Origin of the sequence: Parafrigoribacterium humi (assembly GCF_040227205.1) — a bacterium.
Classification (GTDB): domain Bacteria; phylum Actinomycetota; class Actinomycetes; order Actinomycetales; family Microbacteriaceae; genus Parafrigoribacterium_A; species Parafrigoribacterium_A humi.
Genome location: NZ_JBELOA010000012.1, coordinates 33,296 through 54,746, shown reverse-complemented (window position 1 = coordinate 54,746; position 21,451 = coordinate 33,296). Strand labels below are relative to the sequence as shown.

Sequence of the window (21,451 nt, the reverse complement as noted above, 5' to 3'; positions counted from 1 at the left end):
TTAGCATGGTGCCCATGCCTGCCCCGCTCGTTGCCGTCGTCATGGGCTCAGACTCCGACTGGGCCGTGATGGCGGATGCCGCTGCCGCGCTCGCCGAGTTCGGCGTCGCCCACGAGGTGGAGGTGCTTTCCGCCCACCGCACTCCAGAGCGGATGATCGCCTTCGGCAAAGAGGCGGCGTCCCGTGGCATCCGTGTCATCATCGCCGGGGCAGGCGGAGCCGCTCACCTGCCCGGCATGCTCGCCTCGGTCACGACGCTTCCGGTGATCGGTGTCCCGGTGCCGCTCGCGAAGCTCGACGGCCTCGACTCCCTGTTGTCGATCGTGCAGATGCCCGCGGGCATTCCGGTTGCCACGGTTTCGATCGGGGGTGCACGCAACGCGGGGCTGCTCGCCGTTCGCATCCTGGGGTCATCCGATCCGGCCATTGCCGAAGCGCTCTCCACGTTCGCCGCGAGTCTCGAGGCAATGGTGGACGAGAAGAACCGGTCGCTCAAGTCGAAGCTGTGAGCCGACCAGTGTCTTCTGCCGCGCAGCCCGTTCGCTTCCCCGATCTCTCCTCGCAGCCCGTGATGACCAAGCGCGCCTGGTGGCTCATCAGTCTTAACCTTCTCATTCCGGGCTCCGCCCAACTTCTCGCCGGCAGCAGGAGACTCGGGCGTCTCGGAGTGGCCACGACCTTCGCGCTCTGGGCGATGGCGATCGCCGCCCTGCTCGTGTTCTGGCTGGCTCCGACGGTGATCTACTCGATCGTGACCAACGTGGTCGGTCTCACGATCGCGCAGATACTGCTGGCCGGATATGCGCTGCTCTGGGTCGTGCTCACCCTCGACACCATGCGTCTCGTGCGTCTGGTGCGTACCCTGCCGCTCGCGCGAGGTTTCGTCGCCGGGCTCGCCGTGCTCGCCCTCGTGGCGACGGCGGGCACCGCGAGTTACGGCGCGGTCATCGCCGGAACGGCACGCTCATCGATCTCCTCGGTGTTCAGCGTGGGCAAGGGCTATGTTGCTCCGTCGCACGGCAGGTACAACATCCTCCTGCTAGGGGGGGATGCCGGTTCTGACCGGATGGGTTTGCGGCCAGACAGCACCTCGGTTGCGAGCGTCGACGCCGTGACCGGTGCAACCACGATCATCGGCATCCCGCGCAACCTCGAACAGGTCCCGTTCGTCCAGGGTTCTCCTTTGTGGGGTCCGTTCCCGAACGGCTACAACTGTGGTGACCAGTGCCTCATCGACTACCTCTACACCTACGGTGAGGAGCACGCGAGCCTCTACCCCGACGCGATGAAGCAGGGCGGAAACCCGGGCATCGAGGCGATGAAGGATGCCGTGGAGGCCGTTCTGGGGATCAAGATCCAGTTCTATGCCCTCATCGACATGCAGGGGTTCGCTGACCTGGTCAACGCCCTGGGTGGCGTAACCGTGGACGTGCCCGAGCGCACCCCGATCGGGGGAGTGACCGGTAAGCATCCGATCGGCTGGATCGAGGCCGGCGTTCAGCATATGGACGGCCCGACGGCGCTCTGGTACGGGCGGTCCCGGTATGATTCGAACGACTACGAGCGGATGGCGCGCCAACGCCAGGTGCAGCAGGCCATCATCAGTCAGTTCAAGCCCGCGGTTGTGCTCGCGAAGTTCCAGGACATCGCGAAGGCCGGGGCCCAGGTCGTGAAGACCGATGTGCCCGCGGAAATGCTCGGATCGTTCGTGGAGCTGGCCGACCGTGGTCGGAAGCTGCCGGTCACCCAACTCGAGCTGGTGCCCCCGGACTACAACCCCGCATATCCGGATTTCGACAAGATACATGCCGCGGTGAAGGCTGCGATCGCACCAAGGAGCAAGACACCCGCGCCCTGACCGACAGAAGTAGTTGACAGAGATCAACTAACTGCATATAGTTGATCTCTGTCAACCATCGGCCCCGTGGCGAGCCGATATCCACCTTCTTCCATCTCGGAGTCGCTTCATGGCGCTTTCTGCCGACACCCCGGTCACCGCTGCCGCACCAGAACACACGAACTCGATGTCACACCGCCAGGTGCTCGAGGCCCTCTCCGGCCTCCTCCTCGGCATGTTCGTCTCGATCCTCGCGGGCACGGTCGTCTCGACCTCCCTGCCGCGCATCATCTCCGACCTGCACGGCGACCAGGCCGCCTTCACCTGGGTGGTCACGGCAACGCTGCTCGCGACGACCGTGTCGACGCCCATCTGGGGAAAGTTCGCCGAACTGTTCAGCCGCAAGCTGCTCATCCAACTCTCGCTCGTCGTCTTCGTTCTGGGCTCCGCGCTCGCCGGGTTCTCGCAAGACACGGGAACGCTCATCCTGTTCCGCGTGCTGCAGGGGCTCGGTGCCGGAGGCCTCACGGCGCTCAGCCAGATCATCATGGCCGACATCATCAGCCCGCGTGAGCGCGGCAAGTACATGGGCCTCTTCGGCGCCGTCATGGCGCTCGGCACCGTCGGAGGCCCGCTCATCGGTGGGCTCATCACCGACTCGATCGGCTGGCGCTGGAACTTCTTTGTCGGGGCCCCGGTCGCGCTCGCCGCGATCATCCTGCTGCAGCGCACCCTGCACCTGCCGAAACTGCGCACGCAGAAGATCCGCATCGACTATCTCGGCGCGGTGCTGCTGGCCGGCGGCGTCTCGCTCATCATGATCTGGGTCACGATGGCCGGCAACCAGTTCGACTGGATGAGTTGGAACACGGCCTGGATGGTCGGCGGCTCCGTACTGCTGCTCATCGCCGCGGTAGTCGTCGAACTGAACGTCTCCGCACCGATCATCCCGATGACGCTGTTCAGGAACCGCACCTTCACCCTCGCGGTGATCGCGAGCATCTCCGTGGGTGTCGCGATGTTCGGCACCTCGGTGTTCCTCAGCCAGTACATGCAGCTCGCTCGTGGCGCGACGCCGACGGAGTCCGGTCTGCTGACGCTGCCGATGATCATCGGCCTGCTCGTCTCCTCCACCGTCGTCGGCGCGCTCATCAGCAAGTTCGGCAAGTGGAAGTCGTACATGGTCGCGGGTGCCGCCGCGCTGACCGTCGGCATGTACCTCATGGGTACCATCCGCTACGACACGAACTACGTTCTCGTCTCCGTCTACATGTTCATCCTCGGCGCGGGCGTCGGCATGGTGATGCAGAACCTCGTGCTCATCGTGCAGAACACCGTCTCGCCGGAGAACATCGGCACCTCGAGCGCGTCCGTGTCGTTCTTCCGCAGTCTCGGTGGAACCATCGGGGTCTCCGTGATGGGCTCCATCCTCGGCAACCAGGTCCTCACCCTGATGACCCAGCGCTCGGATGACCTCACGGCAGCGCTCGTGAAGCTGGGCGCAGGGGGCGCGAAGATCGGCCAGGCACTCCAGGCGGGAACCATTCCGCAGGTTGACCTCCTGCCGCCGAGCGTACGAACCATTGTCGAGTCGATCTACGGACAATCCGTCGCAGACATCTTCATCGTCGCAGCCCCGCTCGCCATCGTGAGTCTCATCGCCATCGCCTTCCTGCCGAACATCACGCTCGGCTCCAAGACGACTCTCGAGCAGATCGCCGAGCGGGAGAAGTCGGGGACCGAGCAGACCGGCGAGATCCTCGCCGAGGTGAGCGAGGGCTTCGTGGCCCAGGAGTCGATCGACGACGCCGCGCACTCGCAGGGCGAGACGGCCGGTGAGCGGGTAACTCGGTCATAATGGGTGCCGTGAGCGAACGGGACCAGAAGGCGGATGCGGCGATCGCCTCGGTCGAGGAACAGTTCGGTGCGATGTACCGTCGCATCAAGGTGAGCATGCGCAGGCGGGCCGAGCGGGTGCATCCGGAGCTGCAGGTCATGGGCTACATGATCCTCAGCACCCTCGGCACCTGCGGACCCACCCACGCCGGCGTGCTCGCCGAAAAACTCGAGATCGACAAGGGGCTGCTCAGCAGGCAGCTGCGGTCGCTCGAACGGCTGGGCCTGGTCACGCGCGAGGCCGATCCTGCCGACAAGCGCGCGGTGATTCTTGCCGTATCGACCGCGGCGGATGAGCGGATCGCCGCGGTGCGGGCCGCAGAGCGCGGCGTGATGTACGACGAGCTGCGCGACTGGGATATCGGCGACCTGGAGAAGCTCGCCGAGCTGCTGGCACGAATCAACGACCTCGGCTGAGGACGGCCCGCGTCACAGGTCGGCGTGCAGCTGCCAGACCTTCTCGGCGGAATCGCGCCAGCTGAAGTTCTTTGAGCGGTCGAGCCCGGTGAATCGCAGCCGCTGCTCGAGCGCCGGGTCGTCCAGCACGGAACGGATGGCCTCGGCCAGCCGCTCCGGGTAGCCCTCAGCGTCGCCGCGTTCGACGGTGACTCCCGCGCCCGCGGCCACCTCGACGACCGCGGGGTCGTCCGAGTGCACCACGGGGGTGCCGAAGTGGAACGCCTCGATCACGGGAAGACCGAATCCCTCCGCGAGACTGGGGAACACGAACACGGCTGCACGATCCAACGCGACCGCGAGGTCGGCATCCGCAATGAATCCGAGGCCCTGCACGCGGCCCTCGGGGAGACCGGCCTCGAGGGATGCGGCGTGCACATCCATCTCCGGGGCGCCCGCGATGAGCAGCGGCACGTCCGCGAGTGCCGGATCGGCCATCGCGCGCATGAGGGAACCGATGCCCTTGCGCGGCTCGAGGCCGCCGACGCCGAGCACGTATCGCTCGGGAAGCCCCATGCGCCGCGCGCGCACGTCGGGGTCGACCGGCACCTCGAGCTTCGAGGAGACAGCGCCACCGATCACTCGGATCCTGTCGCCGAAATCGTGGATGTCCGCGAGCTGTGCTGCGACGGTGTGCGTCGGCACCACCACGGCATCCGCGTACTTGTAGGCACGCTTCGCCATCGCTCGGTACCAGGCAGCCCGTCGCGAGGAGAGGACTCCGGGGTGGCTCCACGGGATCGTGTCGTGCACGGTGACGACCACCTGGTCGCCGACGTCATTCAGGCGGTCATGTTTGCCGAGCGGGGCGAGCAGGCTCGGCGCGTGCAGCATCCCCTTGCCGGGGAGCCGGGTGAAGCCGTGCTGCCACGCGAGGCTCAGCTGGCCGCGATCGAGCGCGGTCTTGTGCAGTTCGACGAGGCCGGGCAACAGGGTCGTGATGGTCTCGTAGTCGGTCTCGGGGGAGGCGGAGACGATTCCGGACACGTCGCAGCCGGCAGGGGCGGTGGCGATGAGCTGTCGGGTGAGCTCTTCCGTGTAGCGGCCGATTCCTCCGGGGGTCGGGCCGACGATTCGGTCGACGATCACTCGCAGTGTTGTCATTCCTGCTCCGTCATCTGTGTGTCGTCACTGCTGATCCAGCACTCCGTGTGCCACCGCGTCATCGAGTGCGAGACGCCAGTCCCGCAAGGGGTTCAGACCGACACGCTGCCAAGAGTCGTGGCCCAGCACGGAATAGGCCGGTCGCGGTGCCGGTCGCACAAACTGCGAGCTATCGGTCGGCCTGACCCTATCAGGATCGAGTCGGCAGACGCTGAAGATCGCCCGTGCGAAGTCGTACCAGCTGGCCTCACCCGATGCCGTGCCGTTGTGGATTCCGGATGTCGCGCCCGTCTCGAGCAGCGCGACGATCTGCTTCGCGAGGTCCAGCGTCCAGGTCGGCTGTCCGACCTGGTCGGTCACGACGCTCACCGTGTCGTGGGACGCGGCCAGTCGCAGCATGGTCTTCGCGAAGTTGGGGCCGTGCTCCCCGTACAGCCAGGCGGTGCGGATGATGATGGTGCGGTCGGGGTTCGCCGCGCGCGCGAGGCGCTCGCCCTCGGCTTTCGTGCGGCCGTAGGCGGACACCGGGTCCGGCGGCGCATCCTCGGCGTACGGCGTGGTGGCGGTGCCGTCGAACACGTAGTCGGTGGAGACCTGCACCAGGATCGCCCCGTACGCTGCCGCGGCACGCGCGAGGTTCTCGGCGCCGGTCGCGTTGATCGCATACGCCTCGTCCTCGTGTGATTCTGCGTCGTCGACCTTCGTGTACGCCGCGGCGTTGATGACGACGTCGTGCCCCGCAACCGCGGCGAGCGTGGCCCGCGCGTCGGTCACGTCCAACTCGGCGCGCGAGAGTGCCGTCACCTCGCGTCCGTCCAGCGCCTGCTGCAGGTCCTGGCCGAGCATCCCGCCGGCTCCGGTGATCAGGTATTTCATGTGGTTCCTCACGGTGGATGGCCTGGGCATTCTTAGAGTGTGACGGACTGGGACGACGCTGCGCTCTCGGCGCGAGCGGTCCGTGCGGCAAGACCGTCGTAGCGGCGCGGACTGAAGGCCCAGAAGCGGTAGAGCAGGAAGCGGGATGCGGCCCCGAGCACGAGGCCGATCACGTTCGCGGAGATGTTGTCCGCAAGCAGCGTGGTGACGCCGAGAACGTAGTGCGAGACGTGCAGGCAGAGGAGACTGATGCCCATCCCGACAACCGCGATCACGCCGAACTCAAGGGCGGAACCCCGGAGCCGTCGGTACAGCGTGGACGTCGCTCGCGCGAATCGTGACGCCAAGGTCTGCCTCTTCCGGGGAGTGAACGGTACGCGGTTATGTTATTCGAGGAATCTGCCCTCTCGCGTTCGCCCGTCGTCATGGCGACGGTGGGTTGCCACGGTACCCTTGGTGGGGCTTCACACTTCTGCACGAACTTCGGGAATCTCTCGTGGCCGTCGTGTGACAGCATGAAAGCGAGCTATTCGAGTGCTCTCTCCCTCGTAACCGGAGATTATCTGTGGCAGCCAACAACGACGAAAGCGTACCCCAGGACAATGCTTATATTGAGTGGAAGGGCTGGGTCACTGGGGTCCCGTTCGGAGACCTGCCTCGCGGTGAAAAAGCATATTTCGGCCGGGAGCTTCGTGATCTGACTCGCCAGGCGCGTCCGATTCGCACCGTGCTCGAGGTGGGCTTCGGAAATGGTGCCTTCCTTGAATATTGCCGCGGTCGCGGTTGGCAGGTCACGGGCACCGAAATTGAGCCCGAGCTCATCAAGGCCGCCCGGGCCCAGGGTTTCACGGCATACTCACCGGCGGAGATCGACAAGATACCGGATGACTCGCTGGATCTGGTCGCGGCGTTTGACGTGCTCGAACACATTCCCCAGGAACACGTTGTCGCGTTGTTGCAGACTCTTTCCACCAAGCTGCGGAGCGATGGCTCCATGATCTTTCGTTTTCCGAACGCAGACAGCTGGCTCGGGAATCCACTTCAGTTCGGTGACCCGACGCATGTCACTGCGATCGGATACCTCAAAATGACCAACTTTGCCCTGCGCTCGAAGTTGAAGATTGAGGTGTTTCGCGCCGCGTCACGCCACGGATTTGCCACGTCATTCTGGCACGGACTCTATTCGGTGTGTGTAGGACCGATTGTCGACGCCGTCGCGTTCCTGAAGCGGCTGCTGTATTTTCCGAACATTCCGGTCGTGCTGTCTTCGTCAAACGTCGTCTGCGTCGTCCGACGGATCGAATAGCGTCTACAGCGCCGCGCGCTCCTTCAACGGTTCCCACCAGGCGCGGTTGTCGCGGTACCACTGCACGACATCCGCGAGCCCCTGCTCGAACGGAACCTGCGGTGCGTAGCCGAGCTCAGCGCTGATCTTGGCGATGTCGACCGAGTAGCGCAGGTCGTGACCGAGCCGGTCCGGGGTCCGGTCAACGTACGACCAGTCCTTATCCGTCGCGTCCAGCAGCAGCTGCGTGAGCTCTTTGTTGGTGAGCTCGGTGCCGCCGCCGATGTTGTAGATCTCGCCCGCGCGACCTCGGGTGAGCACGAGTGCGATTCCGCGGCAGTGGTCGTCGACGTGCAGCCAGTCACGGATGTTGTTGCCTTCCCCATAGAGAGGAACGTGCTTGCCGTCGATGAGGTTCGTGACGAACAGCGGGATGACCTTCTCGGGGAAGTGGTACGGGCCGTAGTTGTTCGAGCAGCGCGTGATCGAGAGGTTTAGTCCGTGGGTGCGGAAGTAGCTGCGTGCGAGGAGGTCGCTTCCGGCCTTGGACGCGGAGTAGGGGGAGTTGGGCTCGAGCGGCCGGGTCTCGTCCCACGAGCCCTCAGCGATCGAGCCGTAGACCTCGTCCGTCGACACGTGGACGAAGCGCTTGAGGTTCGCGCGCAGGGCGGCGTCGAGCAGCCTCTGGGTGCCGAGAACGTTGGTCTCGACGAAGATCGACGCGTCACGCACCGAGCGGTCGACGTGCGACTCCGCGGCGAAGTGCACCACGGCATCCACGGTCGGAAGCAACTGGTCGAGGAGGGCCGAGTCACGGATGTCGCCGTGCACGAAGCCGTAACGCGCGGAGTCCGCGACGGGGGCGAGGTTCTCGAGGTTGCCGGAGTATGTGAGTGCGTCGAGCACGACCACCTCTGCGCCCTCGAGGCCGGGGTAGGCATCCTGCAGCGTGCGCCGGACGAAGTTCGAGCCGATGAAGCCGGCTCCGCCGGTGACGAGGAGTTTCATGGAACCTGTTTCTTTCTCTCTGTGGCCGTGATGATTCTAACGGGGCCATGTGACGTGCCGACTGTTGATGGCAGGATCGTCTTCGCGGGGGTGCATTCCACACCTCGTTGAGTGAGGAGTCACGTTCGAGCGCGGAGCGAGAGGTTGTGGTATGCGGTGGGTCAGGGCTATCAATAGGCGATTAGCCGCAACCCTTGCGATTCTCCTGGCGGTGTGTACCTTCGCGTTCACTGTGGCGCCCGGAGCGACCGCTGCCACGCAGGACCACCCCACCGTGTCGGCCGCCGGTGTCGGTGCCGACGATATGGTCAATGCGAACGACCTGCTCGGCACGGATGCACGCGAGAGCTCACGACAGCTCGTGGCGCCTCTCGACGTTCCGGTCGCCGGCCTGGTCCAGTCTGATCACACCATCGATGTCGCCGTTGTTCTCCCGGCCGGGTACGCCGGAACCACACCTTTCATCACCGACAGCGCAGTGTCGTCCCTCATTGCGAAGACGGCGAGCTATTGGGAGACGCAGACGAACCAACAGCTCAGGTCTCTTGTGCAGCCTCTGGCGACCAAGCGGTATTCGAGCTCCTTCGGCTGTTCGCAGAGAGACGCGATGTGGAATGAGGGGGCGTTCCAGTTCGGCCATTCCACCCTGGACTATTACGTCTCGACCGCGGCCCATCACCTCTTGATCATTGTTCCGGGCCCAGCGTTCGCGGGTGGGTGCACAACGGCAGGGTACGGAAGTGTCGGGACGGGCCCCGCCGGGACGCCGAATACAGCGAACGGTGGCGCGCTCTGGATCTCTTCTGATGGCATCAACGACCTGGATGTCGTCGCCCACGAGTTCGGGCACAACCTCGGATTGATGCATTCGAATGGCCACTCCTGCCCGGACCCCAGCGTGAGCGAGGGCATCCTTGACCCCGCCACGGGGGGCTTTTCAGACGGGTGCAGTGACGATGAATACGGCGACGAATACGACGTGATGGGCGCCGCCTGGTCGGTCGTGGCGGGCGGAGTTGTGTATGCGAACGTCGATCCGCCTGCATTGAACGTGACGCACAAGGAGCGCTTGGGCGTCGTGGATTCCGGTGAGGTGCAGGACATCTCCCTCGGGTCTGGCGTGCCGAGTTCGTCGACGACCGTGACGCTCGCATCGACCGGCGCAGCATCGGGACGCCGGGCGGTGCGACTGACGGATCCGCGCACCGGACAGGTCTACTTCGTCGACTTCAGGGGAGGCGGTGGCGAAGACAGCGGCGCACTCTACGAGACAGGTCTGATGAATTGGTATGGCGCGGACATCGGGGTGCGGGTATTGACGATGCGCGCAGATGGAAGCTCGGTGGTGCTTCGATCCCCGGGAGCGACTGCAGACGGCCACAAGGAATACCTCCGGCCTGGCGAGAGTCTTTCGACCCGGTCGGGCGGGATCACGGTGAACGTCGTCAGCGCGGTGGGCGGGGGCAACGCCACAATCACTGTCGGGCTCGCAGGGGCCTCTGCGTCGCCTGCCGTGAGCCGACTCTCGGGCGCCGATCGCTATGCAACATCCGCGGAGGTGGCCCGCAGCGGATATCCGGGCACTGCACCGATCGTGTACGTCGCTGCGGGCACGAACTATCCCGATGCGCTGGCTGCCGCACCCGCTGCTGCTCTCAAGGGTGGCCCGCTGTTGCTCACAATGCCGACCGCGCTGCCTTCCGTGGTGGCCGATGCGATCACGCAGCTCAAACCGACAACGATTGTCATTGTGGGCGGCCCGAGCGCCGTATCGCCTGGTGTTGAGGCGAGCTTGAAACTTCTTGCACCCATCACAGTGCGGCTGGCGGGGAGCGACCGCTACGAGACGGCCCGCACGATCGTCGAGGACGCCTATTCGACAGCATCGAGTGCCTATATTGCAACGGGCAACAACTATCCGGATGCACTCTCCGCGGCTGCCGCCGCAGGGGCTCGCGGTGTTCCGGTATTGCTGGTGGATGGCACCGCGGGGCAGGTCGACGCGGCAACTCTCGCACTCGTCCGCTCGCTCGGGGTCTCGAACGTGACGATAGCCGGCGGGCCTGCAGTGGTGTCGGCGGGCATCGAGTCCTCGTTGAGGAACGTCGGGCTCGCGGTTGTGCGTAAGGGGGGTGTCGATCGGTTTCAAACCTCCCAGCTCGTCAACCAGGACTTCACGACCGCCACGCAAGCGTTTTTCGCCACGGGATATCAGTTTCCCGATGCGCTCGCCGGTGCCGCTCTCGCCGGCGTGCGCAAGGCTCCCCTCTACGTAGTGCAGGCGACGTGCGTTCCGCAAGCAGTTCTCACCAGCGTGGTGCAGCTCTCAGCGACGGAAATTACCCTAATCGGCGGAGAGAATGCCCTTACCCAATCAGTAGCGTCATTAACGCCATGTGTGTGACTAGTGTTGCAATTGTTAACTCGCTGGTTAGGATCGTCTGCAGGGGAACTATCGGGGGCACAAAAGGATGAGCATCATCGCGAGGCGCAGAACTGCGATCGGCCGGGGCTGGGTGGGCCGTATAAGTGCGACGCTGGCCGCTGCGGCGATGGTGGGGCTCGCCCTCGTGGCAGTGCAGCCGGCGCAACCGGCCCACGCCCTTGACGGCTCGCAGTTCAACGCGGGGAACATCATCGACGATGCGAAGTTCTATGACGCCAACGCGATGACCCAGGCGCAGATCCAGTCATTTCTTGAGGCGCAGGAACCCGGGGCCTGCACGAATGGCTATTGCCTGAAGAATTACAGAGAGACAACTCCGAGTCGCGCAGCAGTCATATCCACCTCCACGGGCAATACGCGGTGCGGGCCGTACACCGGCGGCACCAACGACACCGCGGCAGCAATAATCTACAAGGTGCAGAAGGCCTGCGGGATCAGCGCCAAGGTGATCCTCGTGACCCTCCAGAAGGAGCAGGGTCTGGTCACGAAGTTGGGCCCGTCAGACCCCGCAATGAAGCGCGCAATGGGGTACGCCTGCCCCGACACCAGTCCATGCGCAGTGAATTCCCTGGGCTTCGGTAACCAGATCTATCAGGGCGCGCTGCAACTGAATACGTACAAAGCCGCCCGGTTTGGTAAGCAGCCCGGCCTGTGGAACATTCTGTACAACCCCAGTCCTGCGTGTGGTACGAAGACTGTCGCCGTCGGAAACTACGCGACGGCGGCACTCTACAATTACACCCCATACACACCGAACGCCGGGGCTCTCGCCAATCTCACGGGCACCGCTCCCTGCGGCTCGTATGGCAACCGAAACTTCTGGGTGTACTACTCAAACTGGTTTGGCCCGCCCAACGGCGACCCGACGGGTGCGCTCCAGTCCGTGACGGCCAGCAACAACACGGTGACTGTCACTGGCTGGGCGGTGGATCCCGACGTACCCACCTGGGCGGTCGATGTCCGCGTCCGTGGGGCGGGTTGGAGCTACACCCTCCGTGGCTCCCAGACGAGCGGCAGCAGCCCGGAGTCTGAGCAGGGTATTGCCGGATCCGGTACCCAGCACGGATTCAATGCAACTCTGCCTGCCTCGGTGGGCGCGCAGCAGGTGTGCGTGGATGCCCTCAACCATGGCCCTGGTTCAATTGTGACCCTGGGTTGTTCAACCGTGACGGTGCCCTCGGCCTATGTCGTGTCCGAGCGACTGAGTGACGCGGATCGCTACGGTACTGCCGTCAAGATCTCGCAGAAGTTCGCTCCGGGAGTCGCCGTCGCGTACGTCGCGTCCGGCGAGAATTTTCCCGACGCGTTGAGTGTGGTGCCTGCCGCGGGCAGGCAGGGCGTTCCACTTCTCCTCGTCACCGAGAACAGTGTTCCTGCAGCGGTGAAGGCTGAGCTTGTCAGGCTCAAGCCCGCGAAAATTGTGGTCGTCGGCGGAACCGCGAGGATCGGCCCGGCAGTCGCGGCAGACCTTGCAACCATTGCACCGACGACGCGCATCGACGGCGTGGACAGGTATCAGACATCCCTGAACGTCGGCAACCTGCTGGGTGACGCGAAATCGGGTCGCGCTTATATTGCCACGGGCGCGAATTTCCCTGATGCTCTCTCGGCGGCAGCCGCTGCTGCGCGCCAAAACGCACCTCTTGTTCTGGCGGACGGCACGGCGGGTGCCGTCCCGGCCTCGCTCGCGGCCGCTTTGGCGAGGTGGGGTGTCACCGAGGTGACGTTGATTGGCGGGCCGGAGGCCCTGTCGTCCGCATTCGAGGCGTCTCTCAAGGCACTTCCAGGGGGAATCACTGTCACGCGTATCTCCGGAACAGACCGCTACGGAACTTCGAGCGCCATCAACGCGTCCGTCTTTCCGGCGGCAGCCGCGGGGTATGTGGCGACGGGCAACACTTACGCAGACGGGCTGACCGGAGGCGCCCTCGCCGGGCGTTCCGGTATGCCCCTCTACCTTGCTCCGTCGACGTGTGTCCCGTCCGCCGTGCTCAGCCAATTTGCGTCTGCTCACACGAAGTCTGTCACCCTGTTGGGTGGAACCCAGGCCCTGGGTGCTGGAGTGGCTTCGTTCACACCGTGCAGCTAACGGCGATCCACGAATCGCTATCTCGCGTCGTCATTCAGTAGATTGTCAGGAATGAACCCGAGAGGACGATGACGTGACCTCTGCCCCCAGGCGAGTCGTATTTTCAGCATTGACCGGTCGCTATGAAAAGCTCAACGAACAGCCCGTTGCGCATGACACCGATGTTGAGTTCATCTGCTTCACCGACGACCCTGAATTGACAAGCGAGACATGGACAATTCGTCGTATTGATCTGCGTTTTCCGATGGACACGATCCGTAGCGCACGTTATCTCAAGGTGCGCGGTACGGAACTCTTGTCTGACTACGACGAGTCGCTGTGGATCGACAATAGCGTTCTGCTTCGGGCAGCACCGGACCTGCTGTTAGACAACTGGCTCGCTTCCGCAGATTTTGCCCTTCCGAGACACGGTTACCGCACGACGGTTGTGGGCGAATTCGATGCGGTTGCCGTCGATGGTTATGACGACCCGGCTCGGGTGTACGAGCAGCTCATCCAGTATTCCGCGCTGCGCCCCGGCACTCTCGAAGAGCATCCATACTGGACGGCCCTGCTCGCTCGCCGTCACACAGCGCCGGTGACGGAAGCAATGCAACTGTGGTACGACCACATCCTGCGGTATTCGCGACGGGATCAGCTGTCTATCAACTTCGTGCTTGGAGTTCTTGGCCTGGCTGTCAACGGGCTCGATATCGACAATATGAGTTCGCCGTGGCACCAGTGGCCCGTGCGAGTCGAAAAGAAATGGGACCTTGCACAGGACCGACTGGCAAATGCATTGAGAATACCCCAGGCAGAGTTGGGCAGATTGGAAAACCTGACAGCCAAGCTTCAGGCCGAGGTCGAGTCTCTTACGGCGGGGCTGGAGCCAGCGCTCGAGCGACAGAGAGAGAGTGTGCGGCTGGATTTCCAGTCGAGCTGGTCGTGGAGAATAACGAAACCGCTTCGTGCACTGGCGCAGCTGTTCAGGCGAATCTAGGCTCTGCGTGGTGGGCGGTGGCACTGTCTTCAGACAACGCCACTTGCTCGAAGGGGGATGCGGGCCGGCTGCTGCAGCCAGCGATAGAAATCCTCCTTGTAGTCAAAGAGTGCGTGGCCCTGATCGAGTTCGCTCAACGTGAATTCGAACGGCGAAGACACCATGGTGAGCTGGCCCCCGTTGCGGCGGACGTAGTGGCTCATCCAGATATCTTCCATGAACAGGAATCGGATCGGGATCGCAGTGAAGAACGTCTTGTCCGTCAGCAGCGCCGAATCGCAGATGGACCCGCCGGTACCGACGTGATCGGCAGAGGCGCCGCTCGTCTGCACCTGCGTTCGATTCCAGTAAGCGCCATTGTTGTTCCAGGCCCAGACACCTGCGAATGAGCCGGGATGAGCGCTCGCGAGCAAATCTTCCACAAAGGTCGGGGAGAAGTCCTGATCGTCATCCATCATGAGATATGGGCCGCTGTATCCGCGCGTGACGAGTTCTCGTGCTGCGACGAATCGTCCCATTCCACCGATGTTGGTTGGTGAGTTGAAGAACTCCACGCTGTCGAGCGCACCCTGTGGCGTGAAACCGGCGATGGTGGATCGATAGTGCTCACGCTGGTGCGGATCGTTGTTCCACAGGATGAGTCGCAGTCTGCGAGAACTCTGTTGCGCGTCGACGATGCGCAGTACGTCGGCCAGGCGTCCCGGTCGGTTCCACAGGCAGACGACGATGGCCAGTGCGTCGGCATCAGGTATGCCGCGCAGCTCGTCGAAGTTGATGCGCCGCCGCAGCAACTGTCGGAAGCGGGTGGCGAGTGCCCACTGTGCGGGTAGTCGCGCAATCCGACGTGCACTGCGGGAGGCCCGTGAGGCACCAGTCGTCGTGAGTGCGCGTGCGCGTCGAGCCACCGCCAGGCATCGCCTGGCCAGCGGCTCCAGTCGAAGTCGACGGATGAGCGCGACCATAGTGGAGCGAACCGGCACGGCGACCTACCCGCGTGAGATTCTGCGACGGACCAGAGCAGAGCGAAGCGACAATGCGACTTTAAGAGTGACCCTGATCGGCCACAGCCAGGAGCCGGAGTACTTCTTGTTGAGGAACCGCCTGGCGCTGTCGTGATGGGCCGTGACCATGCGCGTTGATTCGGCGGTCGTAGAGTGTGCGCCGGTGTGGGTTACCACCGCGGCCGGTTCATAGAGGTTGCGGTAGCCGAGTTTGCCCAGCCGATAGCCGAGATCTACATCCTCGAAGTACATGAAGTAGTCGGCGTCGAAGCCGCCGGCCTCGACAAACGCCGTTCGCCGCACCAGGACGCAAGCTCCCGAAAGCCAGCCGACGTCTCGGCGACGCGGCGGCTGTTCCGAGTCGTTGCGGTAGGCACGACTCCAGGGATTGCCGATCCACAGGTTGGCGAAGAGCGCGTGACCCACGCCGTTCCGAAGGGAGGGCACGGACCGCGCGGACGGATAGACCTGCCCCGTGGCCGTGAGTATCTGCGGTCCGACCGAGCCGATCCGCGCATCTTGCTCTGCCGCCTCGACCAAGCGATCGATAGCACCCGGTGCGAGCACGACATCGGGATTGCTGATCAGGATCCAGCGGATGTCGGGGGAGAGCGTCGAGGCTGCGGCATTCATCGCGGCGCCATAGCCGCGGTTCTCGTCGAGTGGCAGGTATTCGGCGCCCGTGGCGGCTGCGAGCGCGGCGATAGAAGGGGTCTCGTTGCCAGCCTTATTGTCTGCCACCACGATCTGACATTGTTCAGTGCTGGCGGTGGAGATCGACGCAAGAAAACCGGGGAGAACAGCCTCGGAGCCATAGCTCACGGTGATGACCGCCACAGTCGGCGAATCGGTCGAAGGTCTCAAAGTGGCCATAGGTGCTCAATCATAGTTCGCGGGTCTCAGTGACTCGGGATACTGTCTCCTAGGCTAGATTGTTTCGAGTCTGAACAGTGCGATTCCAGCGAGGGTGAATGAACTACCTGAAAGAAGTGTGGGCTTCGCGTGAGCTCCTCTTCAACCTCACCATGCGTGAGGTGCGGGGTAAGTACAAGAGAACAGTTTTTGGGCAACTGTGGTCGCTCGCCAACCCGCTCGCTCTCATGCTCATCTACACCTTCGTCTTTGGCATCATCTTCCGCAGCAGGCCGGATCCGGGAGATCCCAGCGGGATTGATGTCTATGCGCTCTGGCTGTTGTGCGCGCTGTTGCCCTGGACGTTCTTCGCGAACGTTGTCAGTCTCGGGCTCGGTTCGCTGGTCACCAACGCGAATCTGATCCAGAAGGTGTATTTCAATCGAATTGTGCTCCCGCTTTCGGCGGTGGGATCGACCGGGTACAACTGGCTGTTCGAGATGGCCGTGCTTCTCATCGCGCTCTCCTTCGTCGGAGGCTTTGTCGTGCCATGGATCCCGCTGTTGCTCGTGATCATGGTCCTGCTCGCAATGTTTGCCGCGGGCATCGCGTTCATGCTCGCCGTGGCGAACGTCTATTTCAGGGACACGCAGTACTTCCTCACAATCGTGCTTCAGATGTGGATGTACCTGACCCCGATCATCTACCCGGTTTCTTTGGTGAAGACCGAGTCTGACAAGCACGGCGGCCTGTTTGGAACGCCCATCACGATCCTCGACTTATTCCATCTGAATCCCATGGAGCACTTCGTCAACGTCTTCCGTCAGCTCATCTATGACAATCGCTGGCCTGACGGAAGCGAATGGCTGATCTGCGCGTGTTGGGCTGTTGCATCTCTCGTCATCGGTCTCGTAGTGTTCCGCCGAAATGAGAGAAACCTGGCGGAGATGCTATGAGCGCGACCGCCGTGACGATCGATCACGTCAGCAAGAGTTTCAGAATGTATAAGGAGCGCAATCAGACGATCAAGGCTGCGATCATGCGTGGTCGCACGTCTGTGCACGAGGATTTCTGGGCGCTGAAGGACGTCACCTTCGACGTTCCTGTCGGATCCACCTTCGGACTGATCGGCAGCAACGGTTCGGGCAAGTCCACACTGCTGAAGTGTCTGGCAAATATCTACTATCCCAACAAGGGTTCGATCACCCACTTCGGCAGGATCGCGGCCATGCTCGAGGTCGGATCCGGATTTCATACCGAGCTTTCGGGGCGTGAGAACATCTTCCTCAATGGATCGATCCTCGGGATGTCCAAGAAGGAGATCACGAACAAGTTCGACACGATCGTGGACTTCTCCGGCGTCGAGGAATTCATTGACCAGCCGGTCAAGAACTATTCCTCCGGGATGTATGTCCGGCTGGGCTTTGCCATTGCGATCAACGTGAATCCCGACATCCTGGTCGTCGACGAGGTTCTCGCGGTCGGAGATGCTGAGTTCCAGGAGAAGTGCTTCCAGAAATTCCGTGACCTAAAGGCCGAGGGCAAAACGGTCATCCTGGTCAGCCACTCCATGGATACCGTGCGTTCGATGTGCGATCATGCTGCATGGTTGAGCCATGGCGAGTTGAAGGCAGTCGGCGAGGCGCGCCCGACCATTCAGGCCTACCTGAACTCCCTCTCGCGCGACACGGAATAAGTAGGTTAGGTGCTGTGACCACGGCTAACCCGGTCTCGGTCGCTCTATGCACGCACAATGGTGAGCGTTTCATTGGCGAGCAGTTGGCCAGTATTCTCGACCAGACACATCCGCCGGCGGAGATTGTCCTCTCGGACGATGCCTCCGGTGATGAGACGGTAGCGCGAGCGCGGGCCGTCGTCGCGAGGTTCCGCGCCGAACGGCCGGAAAGCACAGTCCGGCTTCGGGTACTAGAGAACCCGGTCGCATTGGGGGTCGCACGCAACTTCGAGCAGGCGATACTCGCGTGCGCGAACGAGTTGATCGCGCTGAGCGATCAGGACGATATCTGGTTGCCCTCGCGGCTCGAGCGTGCCGTCGCAGTATTCGATCTGCGCCCTGACCTGCTGCTGCTGCACAGCGATGCATTTCTGGTCGATGAGTCTGGCGGGCGGCTCGATGCCACGCTCCTGCAGGCCCTTGAGGTGAGCGATTCGGTACAGGGTGCCATTCATGGTGGCGCGGCGTTCGAGCAGTTGATGAAGCGCAACCTGGTGACCGGGGCAACCACCATGATCCGCCGCAGGCTACTGGACTGGGCGATTCCCTTCCCGGCGGAATGGGTGCACGATGAGTGGCTGGCGATCGTTGCGGCGGCGGTCGGAGAACTTGAGGTGCTCCCTGACCCTCTCATCTCATACCGCCAGCACGCGTCGAATCAAATCGGTGCGCGCCGGCTTTCCGTGCTTGGTAAGTTCCGAAGGTTGATGGAACCGGGCACCGGACGCAATCGACGACTACTGGATCGTGCGACGGTTCTCGCCAACCGCCTTCCTTCGCTGGGCGAAGCGGTATCAGAGGCGCGGCGAGATGCGGCCCGACACAAGGTCGTGCACGAGCGGATGAGGCAGGGACTTGCGGCGAATCGAATGCTTCGAATCCTGCCCGTACTGAGGGAGCTGGGAACGGGTAGGTACTCAGAGTTTGGCCGGGGAGCAGTGGATGCCGCCCGTGACCTGCTCCAGCCCCTGGAGCGCGACAGGTAGGATCGACCACGTGCAGATCCGTGAACTTTCTATCCCGGACTCCTACGAAATCACCCCCATTCTTCGTGGTGACGATCGCGGAGTGTTTCTTGAGTGGTACCGTTTCGATCTTCTCGAGCAAGCCATGGGCCATCCGCTCGATCTCCGCCAGGCGAACACCTCCGTCTCGAAGCGCGGCGTGGTTCGCGGCATACACTTCGCGGATATTCCGAGAGGGCAGGCCAAATACGTCACGGCGACGCATGGTGCGGTGCTGGATTATGTGATCGACATCCGGGTCGGCTCGCCGACCTTCGGGCAGTGGGATTCGGTTCGCCTCGACGACGTCGACCGCAAGGCCATCTACCTCGCGGAAGGGCTCGGCCACGCCTTCGTCGCACTCACCGATGACGCGACCGTGAGCTATCTTGTCTCGGATACCTATAACGCCCCGCACGAGCATGGGATCGACCCCCTCGACGCTGAAGTCGGATTGATATTTCCTGCGGAGGCCGGCAAGCCATTGCTCTCGCCCAAAGACACTGAAGCTCCGACCCTGGCTGAGGCGGCGGCACGCGGACTTCTGCCGAGTTGGGACGAGGCTCGTCGCTTCTACGACTCTCTGAATCAGGCTGGACGGTAGACGATGCGCGGAATAATTCTGGCGGGTGGCTCGGGTTCCAGGCTGTGGCCGATCACGCGCGGCATCTCAAAACAACTCATGCCCATCTACGACAAGCCCATGATCTACTACCCGCTGTCGACATTGATGATGGCGGGAGTCAACGAGATTCTCGTCATCACCACCCCGGAGTACAACGCGCAGTTCAAAGCGCTTTTGGGCGATGGCAGTGAGTTGGGCATTCGGATCGAATATGCGGTGCAGCCGTCGCCGGACGGCCTCGCGCAGGCCTTCATCATTGGTGAAGAGTTCATTGGCGATGACAGCGTTGCGTTGGTTCTGGGTGACAACATCTTTCACGGAGCCGGCCTCGGAAGCTCCCTTCGCGCGCACGGGGCAATTGATGGCGGGTTGATCTTCGCGTATCACGTCTCCAACCCGACCGCGTATGGCGTCGTTGAATTCGATGAGCGCATGACTGCTGTCTCCATCGAGGAGAAGCCGGAAAGACCAAAGAGCAATTACGCAGTTCCCGGCTTGTACTTCTACGACAATGACGTCATCGAGATCGCCAAAACAATTGAGCCGAGTGCCCGCGGGGAGCTTGAGATTTCCACGGTGAACGATCGCTACCTCCAGGCCGGCAAACTTCGTGTGCAAGTTCTCGACCGCGGGGTGGCCTGGCTCGACACGGGAACCTTCGAGTCGATGATGCAGGCATCGGAATATGTGCGCGTGATCGAGGACCGCCAGGGCTTCAAGGTCGGATGCATCGAGGAAATCGCCTGGCGTGCAGGCTGGATCGATGATGCTCAACTTGAAAAGCTTGCGGAACCTCTGGCTAAGAGCGGGTACGGCGTTTACCTCAAAGGTTTGCTGAACCTAACGGACTGATCTCCGTTCGGACGTGTCGGGGTCAGTGCAGGTAGAACGCGCGGCCGATCGCGGCGACAGTAAGCGCTATGCCGTAGCCGAGTACGAGGTAGCGCGACAGTTTGTTATGCGCTGTGAACGCTATTGCGGCGAAGAATGCGGGCACCAGCGATTGTGAATATCGCGGCACGACGGGGAATGCCGCGCCCAACACGATCCCCATGACAACGAGGAGTAGCGGGCCGAAGAGAGTCGCCGACACGACGGTAGCGATGCTCAATGCTCGCTTTTCCCCAGAACCTTTGGCCTGGAGGAAGAAGCCGAATATGCCAACGATGGTCAGGATGGCGAGAGGTAACGTCAACAGTCCATCCACGGTACGGGTTCCAGGTAATCCGATGAACGTTGTGACTGTAGCCGCGATGCCCCGGATCGAGATCGGCACATCGACGCCTTGATTGGGTCCGTCGCCGACGGCGATAGCTGCACGGATGACGAGCCAGGCCCCCTGTGCCAGGAGTGACGCGAGAATGAACGTCGTCGTCAGGACCCCGATCTTGAGCGGCGATGGACGGTCAGGTGGCCAGTGCGATCGCTGCCTCCACTTCAGGAGCGCGAAGGTCAGCAGAAATACCGCGACCAGCCCCACTGCGAAGATGTTGGTTATCTTGAGCAGTACAGCGACGACGGCTAGGGGGACAAGCCACCAGCCGGATGTCTTGCCTCGAATGAAGCGCAGAGCAAACAGGAGCAAGACTGCCCCGGAAACAAAAGCGGATGCGTCGGTACTGATGTAGGTGAAGGCATATTTCGAAGCAACGGAGCCCACCAGTACCAGGCCGAGCCCGACCGTGAGAAGTTTGTTGAACTTCAACTCGCGTGCCAAGGCGCTGAAAGCGATCAGTCCCCCGGCGAGCCAAAAGAATCCACTGAGCCGCGCTGCGGTGAGGAAGTCGAGCCCAGTCACGAACTTGATCGCCGTGCCGAGACCCCAGGTCACGTCGAAGTACAGCGGTGTGTATGCGTCAGCCGTCGTCTTCCCCTCCTGAGGGTAGTGGGCTGGCGCTTTATAGTGGCCTTTGGGGCCAGTGCAGACTTGTCCCCTCGGGCCGTACCCGTCCCCGATGCAGGCCATCGCTTCGAGGGCGGCACTGCCCACATACTCGCCCTGTCGGACGATTCCCTGGGTAGGAATCTTCATCACGTAGTCGTAGTAGACCCATTCGTCGTAGGGGGAGAACTGCTGGTGATGTTGCACTGTGACCGTGCCGCACATCGCCATTGCCGCAGCGACTAGCACCAACGGAACCCAGGAACGCCTCAACCAGGCGACAAACGTTTCTCGTCGCGAACGTTTGGGCGCCTGAGCGGGGCCATCGGGTGTCGCTGTCATGGCTGTCTTCGATGGTTCTGCCACAGTGGTACCC

General features: G+C 62.8%; 20 protein-coding genes. 13 read left to right on the top strand and 7 right to left on the bottom strand.

Annotation, left to right across the window (positions count from 1 at the left end; genetic code table 11):
- Positions 1 to 5 precede the first annotated feature (5 nt).
- From purE to ABUA28_RS13970, 4 genes are all read left to right on the top strand, one after another.
- The gene (gene purE / locus ABUA28_RS13985) at positions 6 to 509 is read left to right on the top strand and encodes a 5-(carboxyamino)imidazole ribonucleotide mutase (protein ID WP_407075452.1); all 504 of its coding nucleotides are present in this window, start codon (positions 6 to 8) and stop codon (positions 507 to 509) included.
- On the top strand, positions 506 to 1,858 hold the full coding sequence (locus ABUA28_RS13980) for an LCP family protein (protein ID WP_349904909.1): 1,353 nt from the start codon (positions 506 to 508) through the stop codon (positions 1,856 to 1,858). Before purE ends, ABUA28_RS13980 begins: the two co-directional genes overlap by 4 nt.
- Positions 1,859 to 2,024: 166 nt before the next feature.
- A complete protein-coding gene (locus ABUA28_RS13975; RefSeq protein WP_349904921.1) occupies positions 2,025 to 3,695 on the top strand; it encodes an MDR family MFS transporter in 1,671 nt (556 codons plus the stop codon).
- Between the two features lie 8 nt (positions 3,696 to 3,703).
- A complete protein-coding gene (locus ABUA28_RS13970) occupies positions 3,704 to 4,150 on the top strand; it encodes a MarR family winged helix-turn-helix transcriptional regulator (protein WP_349904908.1) in 447 nt (148 codons plus the stop codon).
- 12 nt (positions 4,151 to 4,162) lie between these two features.
- On the opposite strand, the gene ABUA28_RS13965 is transcribed toward ABUA28_RS13970, so the two are convergent.
- From ABUA28_RS13965 to ABUA28_RS13955, 3 genes are read right to left on the bottom strand one after another with little or no spacing between them, the layout of a single operon-like run.
- Entirely contained in the window at positions 4,163 to 5,293 is a 1,131-nt protein-coding gene (locus ABUA28_RS13965) for a glycosyltransferase family 4 protein (protein ID WP_349904907.1), read from the bottom strand.
- Between the two features lie 24 nt (positions 5,294 to 5,317).
- The gene (gene rfbD / locus ABUA28_RS13960; RefSeq protein WP_349904906.1) at positions 5,318 to 6,169 is read right to left on the bottom strand and encodes a dTDP-4-dehydrorhamnose reductase; all 852 of its coding nucleotides are present in this window, start codon (positions 6,167 to 6,169) and stop codon (positions 5,318 to 5,320) included.
- 32 nt (positions 6,170 to 6,201) lie between these two features.
- Complete coding sequence (locus tag ABUA28_RS13955; RefSeq protein ID WP_349904905.1) at positions 6,202 to 6,516, bottom strand: GtrA family protein; 315 nt, start codon at positions 6,514 to 6,516, stop codon at positions 6,202 to 6,204.
- 218 nt (positions 6,517 to 6,734) lie between these two features.
- Between ABUA28_RS13955 and ABUA28_RS13950 the strand changes: the two genes are divergently transcribed.
- Entirely contained in the window at positions 6,735 to 7,475 is a 741-nt protein-coding gene (locus ABUA28_RS13950; protein ID WP_349904904.1) for a class I SAM-dependent methyltransferase, read from the top strand.
- Positions 7,476 to 7,478: 3 nt separating this feature from the next.
- Here ABUA28_RS13950 and rfbB read toward each other — a convergent pair whose 3' ends face one another.
- Entirely contained in the window at positions 7,479 to 8,462 is a 984-nt protein-coding gene (gene rfbB / locus ABUA28_RS13945) for a dTDP-glucose 4,6-dehydratase (protein ID WP_349904903.1), read from the bottom strand.
- 211 nt (positions 8,463 to 8,673) lie between these two features.
- Here rfbB and ABUA28_RS13940 point away from each other — a divergent pair, with 211 nt between their 5' ends.
- From ABUA28_RS13940 to ABUA28_RS13930, 3 genes are all read left to right on the top strand, one after another.
- Complete coding sequence (locus ABUA28_RS13940) at positions 8,674 to 10,866, top strand: cell wall-binding repeat-containing protein (RefSeq protein WP_349904902.1); 2,193 nt, start codon at positions 8,674 to 8,676, stop codon at positions 10,864 to 10,866.
- Positions 10,867 to 10,933: 67 nt separating this feature from the next.
- The gene (locus tag ABUA28_RS13935) at positions 10,934 to 12,997 is read left to right on the top strand and encodes a cell wall-binding repeat-containing protein (RefSeq protein WP_349904900.1); all 2,064 of its coding nucleotides are present in this window, start codon (positions 10,934 to 10,936) and stop codon (positions 12,995 to 12,997) included.
- A 73-nt stretch (positions 12,998 to 13,070) separates the two neighbouring features.
- Positions 13,071 to 13,976: a glycosyltransferase domain-containing protein gene (locus ABUA28_RS13930; RefSeq protein ID WP_349904898.1), complete on the top strand. Its 906-nt coding sequence runs from the start codon at positions 13,071 to 13,073 to the stop codon at positions 13,974 to 13,976.
- Positions 13,977 to 14,005: 29 nt separating this feature from the next.
- Here the strand turns inward: ABUA28_RS13930 and ABUA28_RS13925 are convergent, their stop codons facing one another.
- Positions 14,006 to 14,881, bottom strand: a complete 876-nt coding sequence (locus ABUA28_RS13925; protein WP_349904896.1) for a glycosyltransferase family 2 protein — start codon at positions 14,879 to 14,881, stop codon at positions 14,006 to 14,008.
- Between the two features lie 81 nt (positions 14,882 to 14,962).
- Positions 14,963 to 15,850 carry a glycosyltransferase family 2 protein gene (locus tag ABUA28_RS13920; protein WP_349904895.1) on the bottom strand — a complete coding sequence of 296 codons (888 nt, stop codon included), beginning with the start codon at positions 15,848 to 15,850 and terminating at the stop codon, positions 14,963 to 14,965.
- A gap of 98 nt (positions 15,851 to 15,948) precedes the next feature.
- Here ABUA28_RS13920 and ABUA28_RS13915 point away from each other — a divergent pair, with 98 nt between their 5' ends.
- Genes ABUA28_RS13915 through rfbA form a run of 5 tightly spaced genes read left to right on the top strand, consistent with a single transcriptional unit; the run spans position 15,949 to position 20,045 of the window.
- Positions 15,949 to 16,785 carry an ABC transporter permease gene (locus ABUA28_RS13915; RefSeq protein WP_349904894.1) on the top strand — a complete coding sequence of 279 codons (837 nt, stop codon included), beginning with the start codon at positions 15,949 to 15,951 and terminating at the stop codon, positions 16,783 to 16,785.
- Entirely contained in the window at positions 16,782 to 17,525 is a 744-nt protein-coding gene (locus ABUA28_RS13910; RefSeq protein ID WP_349904892.1) for an ABC transporter ATP-binding protein, read from the top strand. The genes ABUA28_RS13915 and ABUA28_RS13910 overlap by 4 nt, the downstream gene beginning before the upstream one ends.
- A gap of 14 nt (positions 17,526 to 17,539) precedes the next feature.
- Positions 17,540 to 18,550, top strand: a complete 1,011-nt coding sequence (locus ABUA28_RS13905; RefSeq protein ID WP_349904890.1) for a glycosyltransferase family 2 protein — start codon at positions 17,540 to 17,542, stop codon at positions 18,548 to 18,550.
- Positions 18,551 to 18,560: 10 nt separating this feature from the next.
- Positions 18,561 to 19,172 carry a dTDP-4-dehydrorhamnose 3,5-epimerase family protein gene (locus tag ABUA28_RS13900; RefSeq protein WP_349904889.1) on the top strand — a complete coding sequence of 204 codons (612 nt, stop codon included), beginning with the start codon at positions 18,561 to 18,563 and terminating at the stop codon, positions 19,170 to 19,172.
- 3 nt (positions 19,173 to 19,175) lie between these two features.
- Positions 19,176 to 20,045: a glucose-1-phosphate thymidylyltransferase RfbA gene (rfbA, locus tag ABUA28_RS13895; RefSeq protein WP_349904888.1), complete on the top strand. Its 870-nt coding sequence runs from the start codon at positions 19,176 to 19,178 to the stop codon at positions 20,043 to 20,045.
- Positions 20,046 to 20,067: 22 nt separating this feature from the next.
- On the opposite strand, the gene ABUA28_RS13890 is transcribed toward rfbA, so the two are convergent.
- Positions 20,068 to 21,417 carry a hypothetical protein gene (locus tag ABUA28_RS13890; protein WP_349904887.1) on the bottom strand — a complete coding sequence of 450 codons (1,350 nt, stop codon included), beginning with the start codon at positions 21,415 to 21,417 and terminating at the stop codon, positions 20,068 to 20,070.
- Positions 21,418 to 21,451: the final 34 nt, after the last annotated feature.

What these genes read in the sequence shown, in the direction of transcription:
- purE (WP_407075452.1), top strand. Translation starts at nt 6, where the DNA reads ATGGTGCCCATGCCTGCCCCGCTCGTTGCCGTCGTCATGGGCTCAGAC.
- ABUA28_RS13975 (WP_349904921.1), top strand. Translation starts at nt 2,025, where the DNA reads ATGTCACACCGCCAGGTGCTCGAGGCCCTCTCCGGCCTCCTCCTCGGC.
- ABUA28_RS13965 (WP_349904907.1), bottom strand. Translation starts at nt 5,293, where the DNA reads ATGACAACACTGCGAGTGATCGTCGACCGAATCGTCGGCCCGACCCCC.
- rfbD (WP_349904906.1), bottom strand. Translation starts at nt 6,169, where the DNA reads ATGAAATACCTGATCACCGGAGCCGGCGGGATGCTCGGCCAGGACCTG.
- rfbB (WP_349904903.1), bottom strand. Translation starts at nt 8,462, where the DNA reads ATGAAACTCCTCGTCACCGGCGGAGCCGGCTTCATCGGCTCGAACTTC.
- ABUA28_RS13935 (WP_349904900.1), top strand. Translation starts at nt 10,934, where the DNA reads ATGAGCATCATCGCGAGGCGCAGAACTGCGATCGGCCGGGGCTGGGTG.
- ABUA28_RS13920 (WP_349904895.1), bottom strand. Translation starts at nt 15,850, where the DNA reads ATGGCCACTTTGAGACCTTCGACCGATTCGCCGACTGTGGCGGTCATC.
- ABUA28_RS13915 (WP_349904894.1), top strand. Translation starts at nt 15,949, where the DNA reads ATGAACTACCTGAAAGAAGTGTGGGCTTCGCGTGAGCTCCTCTTCAAC.
- ABUA28_RS13910 (WP_349904892.1), top strand. Translation starts at nt 16,782, where the DNA reads ATGAGCGCGACCGCCGTGACGATCGATCACGTCAGCAAGAGTTTCAGA.
- rfbA (WP_349904888.1), top strand. Translation starts at nt 19,176, where the DNA reads ATGCGCGGAATAATTCTGGCGGGTGGCTCGGGTTCCAGGCTGTGGCCG.
- ABUA28_RS13890 (WP_349904887.1), bottom strand. Translation starts at nt 21,417, where the DNA reads ATGACAGCGACACCCGATGGCCCCGCTCAGGCGCCCAAACGTTCGCGA.